The 14,029-nt window shown below is 74.2% G+C and carries 9 protein-coding genes and 1 pseudogene; 4 read left to right on the top strand and 6 right to left on the bottom strand.

The genetic code is table 11. The annotated features are described in order from the left end of the window. Positions 1 to 14 precede the first annotated feature (14 nt). The 3 genes from OHA72_RS26185 to OHA72_RS26195 are packed head-to-tail and all read left to right on the top strand — an operon-like array spanning position 15 to position 3,474. The gene (locus OHA72_RS26185) at positions 15 to 521 is read left to right on the top strand and encodes a hypothetical protein (protein WP_327010436.1); all 507 of its coding nucleotides are present in this window, start codon (positions 15 to 17) and stop codon (positions 519 to 521) included. Continuing rightward, complete coding sequence (locus OHA72_RS26190; RefSeq protein WP_327010437.1) at positions 518 to 1,990, top strand: FAD-dependent monooxygenase; 1,473 nt, start codon at positions 518 to 520, stop codon at positions 1,988 to 1,990. The genes OHA72_RS26185 and OHA72_RS26190 overlap by 4 nt, the downstream gene beginning before the upstream one ends. Continuing rightward, a complete protein-coding gene (locus OHA72_RS26195; RefSeq protein ID WP_327010438.1) occupies positions 1,990 to 3,474 on the top strand; it encodes an FAD-dependent monooxygenase in 1,485 nt (494 codons plus the stop codon). The genes OHA72_RS26190 and OHA72_RS26195 overlap by 1 nt, the downstream gene beginning before the upstream one ends. 66 nt (positions 3,475 to 3,540) lie before the next feature. On the opposite strand, the gene OHA72_RS26200 is transcribed toward OHA72_RS26195, so the two are convergent. From OHA72_RS26200 to OHA72_RS26215, 4 genes are all read right to left on the bottom strand, one after another. After that, positions 3,541 to 4,254, bottom strand: a complete 714-nt coding sequence (locus OHA72_RS26200; RefSeq protein ID WP_327010439.1) for an SDR family oxidoreductase — start codon at positions 4,252 to 4,254, stop codon at positions 3,541 to 3,543. Between the two features lie 34 nt (positions 4,255 to 4,288). Next, positions 4,289 to 5,485, bottom strand: coding sequence for a cytochrome P450 (locus OHA72_RS26205; protein WP_327010440.1), 1,197 nt, complete (start codon positions 5,483 to 5,485; stop codon positions 4,289 to 4,291). Positions 5,486 to 5,628: 143 nt separating this feature from the next. Continuing rightward, a complete protein-coding gene (locus OHA72_RS26210) occupies positions 5,629 to 6,522 on the bottom strand; it encodes an NmrA/HSCARG family protein (RefSeq protein WP_327010441.1) in 894 nt (297 codons plus the stop codon). 15 nt (positions 6,523 to 6,537) lie between these two features. Further along, on the bottom strand, positions 6,538 to 8,193 hold the full coding sequence (locus OHA72_RS26215) for an MDR family MFS transporter (RefSeq protein ID WP_327010442.1): 1,656 nt from the start codon (positions 8,191 to 8,193) through the stop codon (positions 6,538 to 6,540). A 107-nt stretch (positions 8,194 to 8,300) separates the two neighbouring features. Here OHA72_RS26215 and OHA72_RS26220 point away from each other — a divergent pair, with 107 nt between their 5' ends. Beyond that, complete coding sequence (locus OHA72_RS26220) at positions 8,301 to 8,972, top strand: TetR/AcrR family transcriptional regulator (protein WP_327010443.1); 672 nt, start codon at positions 8,301 to 8,303, stop codon at positions 8,970 to 8,972. Here OHA72_RS26220 and OHA72_RS26225 read toward each other — a convergent pair. Continuing rightward, complete coding sequence (locus tag OHA72_RS26225; protein ID WP_327010444.1) at positions 8,944 to 9,639, bottom strand: alpha/beta fold hydrolase; 696 nt, start codon at positions 9,637 to 9,639, stop codon at positions 8,944 to 8,946. The two genes, OHA72_RS26220 and OHA72_RS26225, sit on opposite strands and share 29 nt — an antisense overlap. 1,480 nt (positions 9,640 to 11,119) lie before the next feature. Beyond that, positions 11,120 to 14,020 (bottom strand): annotated as a pseudogene (locus OHA72_RS26230) (type I polyketide synthase); the annotation flags it as partial. Positions 14,021 to 14,029: the final 9 nt, after the last annotated feature.

The following is a 14,029-nucleotide window of genomic DNA, read 5'->3' on the forward strand; positions in this document are numbered from 1 at the left end:
ACGTGGCGAACTCCGTGTCGCAACGCCTCCGGGCGGTCGTCGCCGTCGTCGACGACCGCCTGTGCAGCCTCAGCGCCGTCCAGGGCGCGTTGCCCCTGCTGCGGCGCCCTGACGCGCTGCCGCTGCTCGTGGTGTACCGGGTCCGCATCAACATGCTCGCGGCCCTGGGCGCGGTGAGCATCGCCGTCGCCCCGCCCCCGCTGCAGGACGGGCAGTCCCACGTGTTCGCCTCGGTCGCGGCGCTGCTCGCGCCGTCCGGCGTGGCGTGGGACTTCGGCGTGCTCGAACACTTCACCGAACCGCCGCGGCTGCCGGCCTGCCCGGACAGCGGGCGGACCACGTTCGTGGCGGCCCGGCACCGGCTGGGTGCGCACCTGATCCGGTCCGGCCGGGCCGGTGCCGCAGGCCCGCCGGTCGCCGCCCGGCTGCCGGTCCTGCCCCGCGCCTGGCGGGCGGCCGGGCCGCAGCTGGCCGTGGCCTGCCTGAGCCGTCAATTCCGAACCGATGGAGGGACATCGTGAGTCGAACCGTTGTGGTCGCCGGCGCCGGGCCCACCGGGCTGATGCTCGCGTGCGAGCTCGCGCTCGCCGGCGTCCGCACGATCGTGGTCGAGCCGCGCACCGAACCGCCCGGGGTATCCCAGGGCATGGCGATCCACGGCCGGACCCTGGAGGCGTTCCGCCAGCGCGGGCTCGCCGAGCGGATCCCGCCCGGCACCGCACCGGCCTGGCCGCGCACGCCCTTCGCCCTGCTGTGGCTGGACCTGGCCGCCGTCGGCGAGCAGGACCACACCTACGTCTTCCCGCAGTGGCGCACCGAACGGCTGCTCGCCGAGCACGCCGAAGGGCTCGGCGTCACGATCCTGCGCGGCCGCACGGTCGTCGGCGTCGGCCAGGACGACCTCGGCGTCTCGGTCACCGTCCGCGCCGCCGACGGCGCCGAGGAGACGCTGCGGTGCGCCTACGCGGTCGGCTGCGACGGTGAGCGCAGCGCCGTGCGGGACCTGGCCGGCATCGCCTTCCCGGAGGAGGGCATGCCGTACTACGGCGTCATGGGCGACGTCGAGCTGGCGCCCGGCGCCGACGCGCCGTTCGAGTCGGGCGTGTTCCCGGCCGGCATGTCCTCGGCGATCCCGCTGCGGCCGGGCCTGGTGCGGCTGATGACCGTCGAGTTCGGCGTGCAGTGCCCGGACCCGTCGGTGCCGGTCACCGCGGACGAGCTGCGCGCCAGCATCGAACGCATCACCGGCACCGCGGTCACGATCGGCGACCCCGGCTGGGTGAGCCGGTTCGGCAACCACACCCGCCTGGCCGGCGCCTACCGCAACGGCCGGGTGTTCGTCGCCGGCGACGCCGCGCACGTGCTGTTCGTGTCCGGCACCCAGGGCCTCAACGCCGGCATCCAGGACGCTGTCAACCTCGGCTGGAAGCTCGCCGCGGCGGTCCACGGCTGGGCGCCACCCGGCCTGCTCGACACGTACGAGGCCGAGCGCCGCCCGTTCGGCGAGCGGATCTGCGTGCACGCCCGTGCCCAGATGTCGCTGCTGCACCCGGTGCACACGATCGCGGAGCTGCGCGGCATCTTCGCCGGGCTGCTGCGGTCCGAGGCGGTCAACCGGTACCTGCTGGAGATGTCCACGAAGGACACCCCGCCGGGGCTCGGGGACCGGATCACCGACCTGCCGCTCACCGCCGCCGGTGGCGTCGCCACCCCGGGCGAGCTGCTGCGCGGCGGCCGCGCGGTGCTGCTGGACGCGTCCGCCGGCGGCCTGGACCTGACCGCCGCCAAGGGCTGGGCGGACCGTCTCGACGTGGTCGGCGTCGAACCCGACGAGCGGCTCGGCGGCGCCGCGGTCCTGCTGCGCCCCGACGGCTACGTCGCGGCCCTCGTCCCGGCCGGCGGCGACCCGGGCGGGCTGTGGGACGCGCTGGCGGCCTGGCTCGGCGCACCCGAAGGCGACGGCGCAACCAACCCCCGGAGGTGGTCCTGATGAACGGCACTGTCCTGATCGCGGGCGGCGGGCCGAGCGGCCTGATGGCGGCCTGCGAGCTGCGGCTCGCCGGCGTCGACGTGGTCGTGTTCGAACGGCTCGACGAGCCGCCGCTGTGGTCGCGGTCCGGCATCCTGCAGATGCGCACCGTCGAGGTCTTCCGCCAGCGCGGCATGGACTTCTTCGCCGGCTACGGACCCGCCCGCACCTACAACTTCGGCCTCATCGAGATGAAGGGCATCATCGACCCGGACCTCGTCGCGTTGCGGGTGCCGCAGCGCGACATCGAGCTGCGCCTCGACGCGCGGGCCCGGGAGCTCGGCGCCGACCTGCGCCGCGGGCACACCCTCGTCGGACTGTCCGACCTCGGCGACGCGGTCCGGGTCGAGGTCGAAGGCCCCACCGGCCGGTACGAGCTGACCGGCGACTACCTGCTCGGCTGCGACGGCGGCAGCAGCGTCGTGCGCAAGCTGGCCGGCATCCCGTTCGCCGGCGGCGGCCCGTCGATGCCGTTCAGCGGCCTCACCGGCGACATCCAGGTGCTCGACCCGCCGGCCCGGCCGATCGGCCCCGAGCTGCACCCGCGTGGCATGTTTGCGCTGTTCCCCGCGCCGGATGGCCGGTACCGCGTCACGGTCCTGGAGTTCGGGGCGCAGGCGCCGGACGGCGACGTGCCGGTGACCGCGGCGGAGGTCGCCGAGGGCGCCCGGCGGGTCGCCGGGGTCGAGGTCGCGTTCGGCGAGGACAACCTGCTGTCGCGTTTCTCCGGCTCGACGCTGCTCGCGGAGAGCTACCGGCGCGGGCGGGTGTTCCTCGTCGGGGACGCGGCGCACGTGCACATGCCCTTCGGCGGGCAGGGCCTCAGCACAGGCGTGCAGGACGCGGTCAACCTCGGCTGGAAGCTCGCCGCGACGATCCACGGCTGGGCCCCGCCGGAGCTGCTGGACACCTACCACGCGGAGCGGCACCCGGTCGGCCGGCAGGTCTGCGACAACACCAAGGCGCAGATGGCGCTGCTGCACCCGCTGGAGCGGGTCGAGCCGCTGCGGCGGCTGCTCGGCGGGCTCGTCGCGCTGGAGGACGTCAGCCAGTACTTCTTCGAGATGCTCTCCGCGGTCGGCATCCGGTACCCGGTCGAGTACCCGGGCCACGCCACGCACCCGCTGCAGGGGATGCGGATGCCGCACGCGGACCTCACGGCGCTGGACTCCACGTCGAAGGTGTCCGTGCCGGAGGCGCTCAGCACCGCCCGGGGCGTGCTCATCGACCTGTCCGGCGGGGTCGCCGACCTGCCGGCCGCGGACGGCTGGGCCGACCGGGTCGACGTCTACAGCGCGTTCCCGTCGGTCGCGATCGACGCCGCGCTGGTGCTGGTGCGCCCCGACGGCTACGTCGCCTGGGCCGACGCGGCCGGCACCGACACCGAGGGGCTCCTCGCGGCGCTGCAGACCTGGTTCGGTGACCCGCTGCCGATCCCGGCCTGACCCACCCGCCACACGTTGAAGCCGTTACCCGCAGCGGGTAACGGCTTCACCGTGTGAGGCGGCGGTTCAGGTGAGGTTGGCCCCGCCGTCGACGGCCACCACCGAGGCGGTCGCGAACTCCTGCCGCAGCAGGTACAGGTAGGCGTTCGCCGCCTCGGCGGGGGTGCCGCCACGGCCGACCGGCAGGCCGGCGCCGAGCTTGGCGAACATCTGCTCCGGCTCCGGGAAGCTCTGCCAGATCTCGGTCCAGATCGGCCCGGGCCGCACGACGTTGACCCGTACCGGCGCCAGCTGCAGCGCCAGGGCCCGGCCGAGCGCCTCCACCGCGGCGGCCTCGGCCGCCGCGGCCGGCCAGCCCTTGCGGGGCCGCTCGCCCTGACCGCCGGAGGTCAGCACGATCGAGCCGCCCGGCCGCAGGCTGCCCGCGCCGTAGCGGGCCGCGGCGTAGGCACCCCAGAAGCGCACCTCGAAGAACTGCCGCGCCTCGGCGACGTTGGTGGTGTCGAACCGCTTGCTCTGCAACGGGTCGCCGGCGGTGAACACGATGTGGTCGAGCGCGCCGGCGCCGTCGAAGAATTCCCGGACCGCGTCCTCGTCGGAGGCGTCCAGCACGCCGCCGGTGGTGCCCGCCGGCAGCTTCTCCACGGCGGCGTCGACGCGCTCCTTGTTGCTGGAGACGACGACGACCGCGGCGCCCTCGGCGGCGGCGGCCTCGGCGACCGCGAAGCCGATGCCCGAGGTGCCGCCGATGATGAGCACTCGCTTGTCCTGCAGGGTCATGCCGTGTGCCTTCCTTCGTCGGGGATGTGGGGTGTCACCAGGTGACCGGGAGCGCGTCGATGCCGTAGATGAACCGGTCGTCGGCCCGGAACGGCAGGTCGGCGACCTCGGCGGCGAGCTTCAGGCCGGGGAAGCGGGTCAGCAGGGCGCTCAGCGCGATCTCCAGCTCGAGCTTCGCCATCGACTTGCCGAGGCACTGGTGCACGCCGTGGCCGAACGCCAGGTGCGAGGCGGCGTTGGGGCGGCGGATGTCGAAGCGCTCCGGGTCGGGGAACTGCCGCTCGTCGTGGTCGGCGGCCAGTAGCGAGAACGTGATGCCGTCGCCCTTGGCGATGTGGTGGCCGCCGACGTCGATGTCCTCGGTCGCGGCCCGCACGATGCCGCTGATGTTGATGGAGTAGTACCGCAGGAGCTCGTCGACGGCACCGCCCATCAGCTGCGGGTCGGCGCGCAGCGCGGCGAGCTGCTCGGGGTGCTGCAGCAGGGTCACCACGCTCAGCGCGATCATGCTGGCGGTCGTCTCGTGGCCGGCGATGAGCAGGATCCGGGCCATGCCGACGAACTCGTCGTGGCTGATCTGGTCCGGCACGTACTTCTGCGCGACCCGGCTGAGCAGGTCGTCCTGCGGGTCCTTCTCCTTCGCCGTGACCAGCTCGTCCATGTAGGTGTACAGCTCGGCGTAGGCGACCTTCACCTGGTCCTGCGGCGCCGTGCCCGCCACGATCTGGGTGCGCTCGTGGAAGAACTGCTGCCCCTCCGGCGGCACCCCGAGCAGCTCGCACATGATGAGCGACGGCACCGGCAGCGCGTAGGTGGTGAACAGGTCGACCGGCGGCGACAGCTGCTCCATCCGGTCGAGCAGCCCGTTGACCGCCCGTTCGATCCCGGGGCGCATCGTCTGCGTCCGGCGGTAGGTGAACTCCGACGTCAGCGCCCGGCGCAGCCGGCTGTGGTCGGGGTCGTCCATGTGGGCGAAGGAGACGTTGCTCGGCCCGGGCGGGAACGGGTGCAGGCGCGGCAGGTCGGGGTTGTTGGAGTCGGAGCTGATGCGTGGGTCTGCGAGGGTCGAGCGCACGTCGTCGTAGCGGGTCAGCAGCCAGGCCTCCTGGCCGTACGGGTAGTCGACCCGCACGGGGCAGCCCTTGCGCAGCTCCTCGTAGGCCGGCGGCGGCAGCATCGGGTCCGTGCGGGGCGGCGGGAACACCGCGCGATGTGTGTCTGAAGTGGACATGTCGTGGTCCCTAACGGCTCGGAGTCCTGTGCGCTGAGCTTCCGCGACGCCCCTAGGGCCGCGCTTAACACGGCCTAAAGCTGCAAAAGGCGGCGGCCGGGTCGCCACGGGGGGAGACGACCCGGCCGCCGGTGGTGACGGCCTCAGTCGGTGAGGGCCGCCTCGATCCGTTTGGTGCCGCCACCCGCGAGCCAGGCGTCGAAGCCGAGCAGATCGGGGTAGATGGCCCGCAGCGCGGGGATGTCGGCCTGGTAGCCCTCGGCGTTGAGCCACTCGAAGCACTTCGCGGCGTCCTCGCTGAACTGCCGGATCGCCGCGATCGGCAGCTGGACGTAGGGCACGGGCCGCCCGGTCGCCCGCTGCATCGCCGCTGCGAGCTGCGGCGGCGTGAGGCTGTCGCCGGCCAGCTCCAGGTCCAGGCCGAGGTAGACCTCCGGCTCGGCGAACGCCAGGCCGGCGAAGACGCCGACGTCGTGCACGGCCAGCAGCTGCCACGGCACGTCGGGCTCGATCGCCAGGGTCAGCGCGCCGTTGCGCAGGAAGAACGGGCTCGCGCACATCTCCATGAACGACACGGGGCGCAGCACGGTGGCCGGCAGGCCGAGCTTCGCGATGTGCTGCTCGATCTCCCACTTGCTCTCGATGTTGGCCACGCCGGTGTTGCGCTCCGCGCCGCCCAGCGAGGTGTAGATGAAGTGGGTGACGCCGGCGTCGGCCGCGGCGTCGGCGACGTTGCAGCCCCACCGGGTCTCGTCACCGACGGTGAAGTCGGGCGACGTGCCGACCGAGCCCAGCGTCGGCTGGACGCTGAAGACGCCGTGCACGCCCGCGGTCGCGGCCTTCAGTGACGCGCGGTCGTCCATGTCGCCGGTCACGATCTCGGCCCCGGCGGCGGCCAGGGCGGCCGCCGCCTCGCTGGCGGCGCTGCGGGTCAGTGCCCGCACCCGCCAGCCGTCGGCGAGCAGCCGGCGGGCGGTCGCGCCGCCCTGGTTGCCGGTGGCGCCGTAGACCAGGATCGTCTTGTCCTCGCGGTCCATGCTGTCTCCTCGGGTCTACTTCGCCGGCGCCTGAGCGGCCGGCGCGGTCGAGTTGGCGGTGGGGGAGGCGGGTCCGGCCTGGGCGGGTGCCGCGGCCTTCGCCGGGGCGGCGCCCTTGAGCGGCAGCTCCTTGAGGAACAGCACCAGCACGAAACCGGCGGCGACGAAGCCGGCCGCGATGAGCGACAGCTCCGACATCGCCTTGACGAACGCGTCGGTGAAGATCGTCTGGATGTCCGCGGGCCAGGCCCGGACCTCGGTCGGCGACGGCAGCGACGTCAGCGACACACCGCCGGGCAGCTGCCGGCCGTTCAGGCCGTCGGTCACGTGGTGCGTGACCCGGGCCGCCAGGATCGAGCCGAACGCGGCGGTGCCGAGCGCGCCGCCCATGGCGCGGAAGAACGGGTTGGCGGCGCTGGCCGCGCCCATGTCCTTGCGCTCCACCGAGTTCTGCACGGCGACGGTGAGGACCTGCATGACCAGGCCCATGCCGATGCCGATGACGGCCATGTAGAGGTCGCGCACGACGACGCTGGTGTGCTCGTCGAGCCGGGACAGCAGGACCAGGCCGCCGCACGAGATGAGCATGCCGATGACCGGGAAGATCTTGTAGCGCCCGGTCTTCGTGATCAGGTTGCCGGTGATGATCGAGGTGAAGAGCAGGCCGAGCATGAGCGGCAGCAGCGAGATGCCGGCCTCGGTCGGGGAGTCGCCGTTGGCGATCTGCAGGAACAGCGCGACGAAGGACAGGATGCCCGTGCTGGCCACGCCCATGATGAAGGCGATCAGGGTGGTCACCGTGAAGATGGAGTTGCGCCACAGCGCCATCGACTGGATGGGTTCGCTCGCCTTGCGCTCCCACACGGCGAAGAGGACCACGAGCACCACGCCGGCCGCACCGAGGCCGATGATGGTCGGCGACGACCACGCGAACTCGTTGCCGCCCAGGGCGGTCGCCATGATGATGGCGGTGACGCCGGCGACCACCAGGAACGCGCCGAGGAAGTCGATCTTGTGCGGGCGGCGGACCACCGGCAGCTTCAGGAAGATCGTGATGATGGCGATGGCGATGAGCCCGAACGGGATGTTCGCGTAGAAGATCCAGCGCCAGCCGGGCGCGCCCAGGATCGTGTCCTGGTCGGCGAAGAGGCCGCCGATCAGCGGGCCGGCCGCGGTGCCGGCGGCGAAGACGCCGTAGATGTATCCCATGAACTTGCCGCGCTCGCGCGGCGAGAACAGCTCGGCGAGCACCACGAAGGCGAGGGAGACCAGGCCGCCGCCGCCGATGCCCTGCACCGCGCGGAAGGCGATGAGCATGGGCAGCGACGTGGCGATCCCGCACAGCGCCGAGCCGATCATGAAGATCGCGATCGCGGCCAGGTAGACCGCCTTGCGCCCGTAGAGGTCGGAGATCTTGCCGTACAGCGGCGTGGTCGCGGTCGACGTGATCAGGTACGCGGTGATCAGCCAGGACGCCTGCGACAGGCCCTGGTCGCCGCCGATGTCGGTCAGGATCTGGTACAGCGCGGTGGCGACGATGGTCTGGTCCAGCGTGCTCAGGAACAGGCAGAACATCAGGCCGCCGAGCACGATCATGACGTGCCGCCGTGGGATCGCGGGCGCTTCGGCGGCGGCTGCCGCCGGTCGTGCCTCGGAGGTTGGGCTGCTCATGGCGACAACTCACCTTTCTGTGGTCGGCCGGGCTACAATCGGAATCCGAATTCCGGATGAGGATATGGAATCTCGGTTCCGCTTGTCAACGAAGAACGGAGATGTCGGTGACTCGACGTGACCGCGAAGTCGACCCCCCGCACCGCGGACCCGCCGCACCGCCCGCCACCCGCCTGCGCGCCGACGCCCGCGCCAACCGCGTCCGGGTGCTGGAGGCGGCGGAGCAGGTGTTCGGCACCACGGGCGTGGCCGCGTCCATGGAGGAGATCGCCGCGACGGCGGGCGTCGGGATCGGCACGCTGTACCGCAACTTCCCGACGAAGGAGGCGCTGCTGCAGGCCGTCCACGTCAACCGGCTCGCCCGGCTGGTCGCGGACGCCGAGGAGCTGGCCGCGGCGCCGGAGCCCGGCGAGGCCCTGTTCGGCTTTTTCACCCTCATGGTCGAGCAGTCGCGGGTGAAGCGCACCTACGTCGCCGCGCTGTCCGAGGCGGGCGTCGACGACGAGCCGGTCCGCAAGGTCGGCCTGGAGCTGCGGCACGCGATCGAAGGGCTGCTGCACCGGGCCCGCGAGGCCGGCACGGTCCGCCCAGAGGTGGAGATCCCGGAGCTGATGGCGCTGCTGGCCGGCGCGTGCCTGGCCGCCGAGCACGCCGGGTGGGACGCCACGCTGCAGGCCCGCACCCTGCAGATCATCTTCACCGGGCTGCGCCCGGCGCCCCAGGCCCCGGGCGCGCCCGGCGGTGAGCGGATCAGACCCAGTCGGCGAGCGACTTCATGAACCCGTCGAAGTCCTCGTTGTGCAGCACGTGCGCCGAGTCCGCCTGGACGCGCACCGTGTAGCCCTGCGCGCGGAGCCGCTCGACCCGTTCGGCGGGGATGATCCGGGACGGGTCGGCGGTGACGATCAGCGACGGCACCCGCGGCGCGGCGGGCTCCAGGCCGGGGAAGCCGTCGATCGCCTGCAGCGTCTCGGCGTCCCACAGCCGCAGCGACTCGAGCTTCGCCGCGTGCGCCTCGGCCGGCCACTTCGGCGACTCGGCCCGCACGTCGTCGATCGTCCAGCGCTTCTGCGACTGGTAGAACTCGAACCGGGACCGGTCGCCGACCGGTACCCAGGCCGGCTCGGCGTAGACGACCCGCGCCGGCGCGATCACCTCGACGCAGCGGGCCAGCACGATCGCGCCGAACGAGTGCGCGACGACCAGGTCGGGGCCGGCCGGGACCGACGCGACGAGCGCCTCGACCATCGCGTCGATCGAGTACGTGGCCGCGCGCGGGCTGTGCCCGTGGCCGGGCAGGTCGGGGGCGAGGACCCGGTAGCCGCGCTCGGCGAGCTCCGGGCCGACCCGCCACCACGTGTTGGACGACTGGGTGAGCATGTGCAGCAGGACCGCGGTCCGGGTCGCGCCGGGACGGGTCCACTCCTGGACGTGAAGCTTGGACATGCGGTCATGGTGCGGCAGCCGCCTTGGCTGTTTCTGAAGCCGCGGCGGCCGCCGTCAGGCCGCCTCCTCTTCGGCGAACGCGGCGCGCAGGCGGCCGACCAGCGCGGCCGGGCTGGCGACCTCGAAGATGAGCACCGGCGGCAGCGTCAGCCCCGTCGCGGCGCACAGGTGGTTGCGCAGCTCCAGGGCGGTGAACGACGAGAACCCCAGGTCCAGGAACGCGCCGTCCGGGTCGACGGCCTCCGCCGAGGCGTGCCCGAGCACCGTCGCGGCCAGGGACGTGACCAGATCCAGCAGCACCTCGTCGCGGCCCGGCCCGTCCAGCCCGGCGAGCCGCTCCCGCAGCCGCGCCGCACCGCCGGGTGCGGTGCCGGCGTCGGCCGCCAGGGGTTGACGACCGTGGCCGCCAGCTCCCGCACCAGCGGCGACACGGCGGCGCCGGGGACGTCCGGCCAGTCGGCGTCGGCGATCGCGATGCTCGGCTCACCCCGGCCGACGGCCTCCGCGACGAGCGCGAGCGCGTGCCCCGGGTCCACCGGCCGCAGCCGGGCAGCTCGCCGCCGGACCCCCACGGTCCCCACGCCACGCACGTGGTGGGCCGGCCGCCGGCGGTACGGTGCCGGGCGAGGGCGTCGTAGCAGGCGTGCGTGCCACCGTCGGCATGGGTGACCGCGCCGTCGAGGGTCGCGCAGAGCACCAGCACCGGCGGGTCGGCGGCGTGCAGCCGCAGCGCCTTGGCCATCCCGTCGGCGCCCGGCACCGTGTGGAACACCGCGTCGAAGCCGCCGTCCGCGGGCAGGGCGTCCACGTGTGCCGCTCCGAGCCCGCTGGTGAACGCCGGGTCGGGCGGGCCGGTCACCGTGAGCCGCACCCCGGTGCGCGCCAGCCACGACGCGATCTGCCGGCCGAGGCCGGTGGTGCCGCCGGTGACGAGCACGTGACCGGCGGGCCGCCACGGGTGCGCGGCGTCGGTGGTGTCCGCCGTGGGCCGCATCCGCTGCGCGTACAGGCCGGCGGCCCGCACGGCGAGGTCCTCGGCCGGTGGCTCGGGCGCCGTGAGCACGGCCGCGGTCCTGGCCCAGACCCGCGCGTCGGGCGCCGCCGGCAGGTCGAGCCGGCCGCCGCGGACACGGACCGGGCCGGCGCCGGGCCGCGGCGGGCCGGTCCGGTCGCCGGGTGCCGCGGTCACCGCCTCCCGGGTCACCAGCCACACCGGGTGGTCCCGCCCGATCTGCGCCAGCGCGGCCTCGTCGCCGTCGCAGCCGAACATGACGAGGCCGGCGGTGCCACGCGTCGGCGGCGGGAACGGCGTCGCGGCGAACGCGACGTCGTGGCCGCGTTCCCGCAGCGCCGTGGCGAGCCCACCGGCGAACGGGTCGGCCGGGTCGGCGGCGAGCAGCCACGTCCCGCCGCGGGCCGCCGGCACCGGATCCGGCACGGGCGTCCAGGCGATCCGGTACGCCCAGTGCCGTCGCCGCCGCCAGACGGTCAGCGCCGGCAGCACCTCGGTCAGCGCGTCCCGGCCCGCGCCGGTCAGTTGCAGCGCCTCGGCCACGTCGGTGAGCCGCCCGTGCTCGACGGCGTCCCAGAACGCGGCCGCCACGTGGTCCGCCGCCGCGGGACCCGCCGCCGTCGCGGCCGCGGTGAGCCGGAACGGCTCGTGCTGGAACGCGTACGTCGGCAGCGCGACCCGCCGCGCCGCAACGCCCGGCTGGACGGCCGGCAGGACGGCCGGCCAGTCGACGGGCGCGCCGGTCGTCCACGCGGTCGCGAGGGCGGCCAGGAACGTGCGCGGCTCCGGCTGGTCGGCGCGCAACGCCGGGACCACCACCGCGTCGTCGCCGGCGCACTCCTGCACCAGCGGGGTCAGGGTCGCGGCCGGCCCGACCTCGACGAAGCGGGTGACGCCCTGCTCGCGCAGCGTCCGTACCCCGTCGAGGAACCGCACCGTGCCGCGGACCTGGTCGGCCCAGTAGTCCGGGGAGCACAGCTGCTCGGCGGTCGCGATCGTGCCGGTCACGTTCGACACCAGCGGGATCCGGGGCGGCTCGAACGTGACCGTCCGGGCGGCCGCGCGGAACTCCGCCAGGACGTCGTCCATGTGGTGGGAGTGGAACGCGTGGCTGACCCGCAGCCGGTTCGTCCGGCAGCCGTCGGCGCGCCAGTAGCCGGCGATGCGCAGCACCTCGGCCTCGTCACCGGCGATGACCGTGGACGACGGGCCGTTGACCGCGGCGATCGTCACCGCGTCCCCGGCGGCGAGCAGCGACGCGCGGACCGCGTCCTGCGGTGCCTGGATGGCGACCATCGCACCGCCGGCCCTGGCGCTCTGCATGAGCCGCCCCCGGGCCAGCACCAGCGCGCACGCCTCGGCCAGCGGCAGCACCCCGGCGGCGTGCGCGGCGGCGAGCTCGCCGATCGAGTGCCCGATCAGCAGGTCCGGGGTGAGTCCCGCCGCGCACAGCAGCCGGAACAGCGCGACCTCGACGGCGAACAGCGCCGGCTGGGTGTACCGCGTCTCGTCGAGCAGCGCCGCGTCCGGGGTGCCGCGCCGGGCGGTGACGACGTCGCGCAGCGGCCGGTCCAGGCCCTTGTCGAGGTGCGCGCACGCCTCCTCGAACGCCTCGGCGAACACCGGGTGCGCCGCGGCGAGGCCCCGGCCCATGCCGAGGCGCTGGCTGCCCTGCCCGGTGAACACGAACGCGGTCCGCCCGCCGCCCGCCCGGCCCCGCACCACGTTCGGTGCGGTGCCGCCGCGGGTGAGCGCGTCCAAGGCCCAGCCCAGCTCGTCGCGGCCCTCGGCGAGGATGACCGCGCGGTGCTCGAACCTGGCCCGCCCGGTCGGCAGCGCCACCGCCACGTCCGCCGGGTCCGGCCCGCCGGGCAGCGCCAGCGCCGCGAGGCGGGCCGCCTGCCCGAGCAGCGCGCCCTCGGTGCGGGCGGACAGGATCAGCGCCACCGGCCCGGCCTGCGTCGTTGTGGCTGGTGCCGGTTCGGGTGCCGGTTCGGGTGCCGGGGGCGCTTCGAGGATCAGGTGGGCGTTGGTGCCGGAGATGCCGAACGACGACACCGCGGCCCGTCTCGGCCGGTCCGTCTCGGGCCACGGCAGGTGCTCGGTCAGCAGCTGCACCGCCCCGGACGTCCAGTCCACGTGCTCCGAGGGCCGGTCGACGTGCAGGGTCCTGGGCAGCACGCCGTGGCGCATCGCCTCGACCGCCTTGATGACGCCGGCCACGCCGGCCGCCGCCTGGGCGTGGCCGATGTTCGACTTCACCGTCCCCAGGTACACGGGGGTGGCGCGGTCCTGCCCGTAGGTGGCCAGCAGCGCCTGCGCCTCGATCGGGTCGCCGAGCGCGGTGCCGGTGCCGTGCGCCTCGATGAGGTCGACGTCGGCGGGTGCCAGCCGCGCGTCGGCGAGCGCCTGCCGGATCACCCGCTGCTGCGCCGGGCCGTTGGGTGCGGTGAGGCCGTTGCTCGCGCCGTCCTGGTTCACCGCGGAGCCCCGCAGCACCGCCAGCACCGGGTGCCCGTGGCGTTCGGCGTCCTCCAGGAGCTCCAGCAGCACCAGCCCGACGCCTTCGCCGAACCCGGCGCCGTCGGCTCCGGCCGCGAACGCCTTGCACCGCCCGTCCGGCGCCAGCCCGCGCTGCCGGCTGAACTCGGTGAACAGCCCCGGCGTGGCGAGGACCGTCACCCCGCCGGCCAGGGCCATCGTGCACTCACCGCGGCGCAGCGCCTGCGCCGCGAGGTGCATCGCGACCAGCGACGACGAGCAGGCGGTGTCGATCGTGATCGCCGGTCCCTCCAGGCCGAGCGTGTACGCGACCCGGCCGGACGCGACGCTGCCCGCGACACCGTTACCCAGGTACCCCTCGAACTCCGCCGGTACCTCACCGAGGCGGGCGCCGTAGTCGCCGTACATCACCCCGGCGAAGACACCGGTCCGGCTGCCGCGCATCGTCTCCGGGTCGATGCCCGCGTGCTCGAACGCCTCCCACGCCGTCTCCAGCAGCAGCCGCTGCTGCGGGTCGGTCGCGGTCGCCTCGCGCGGGCTGATCCCGAAGAAGCCGGCGTCGAACAGGTGCGCGTCGTGCAGGAAGTACCCTTCCCGCGCGTATGAGCGGCCGGGCGCGTCCGGATCGGGGTCGTACAGCGACTCCAGCTCCCAGCCGCGGTCGGTGGGGAAGCCGGAGACGGCGTCGGTGCCGTCCGCGACGAGGTCCCACAGGTCGCCCGGGCCGCCGACCCCGCCCGGGTACCGGCAGCTCATCCCGATGATGGCGACCGGCGCGTGCTGCGCCGCCTCCGCCTCCGCCAGCCGCCGGCGTGTCTCGTGCAGGTCGGTCGTCACCCACTTGAGGTACTCGACGAGCTTGTCCTCGTTCGTCAT

This window comes from Dactylosporangium sp. NBC_01737, from assembly GCF_035963215.1.
Classification (GTDB): domain Bacteria; phylum Actinomycetota; class Actinomycetes; order Mycobacteriales; family Micromonosporaceae; genus Dactylosporangium.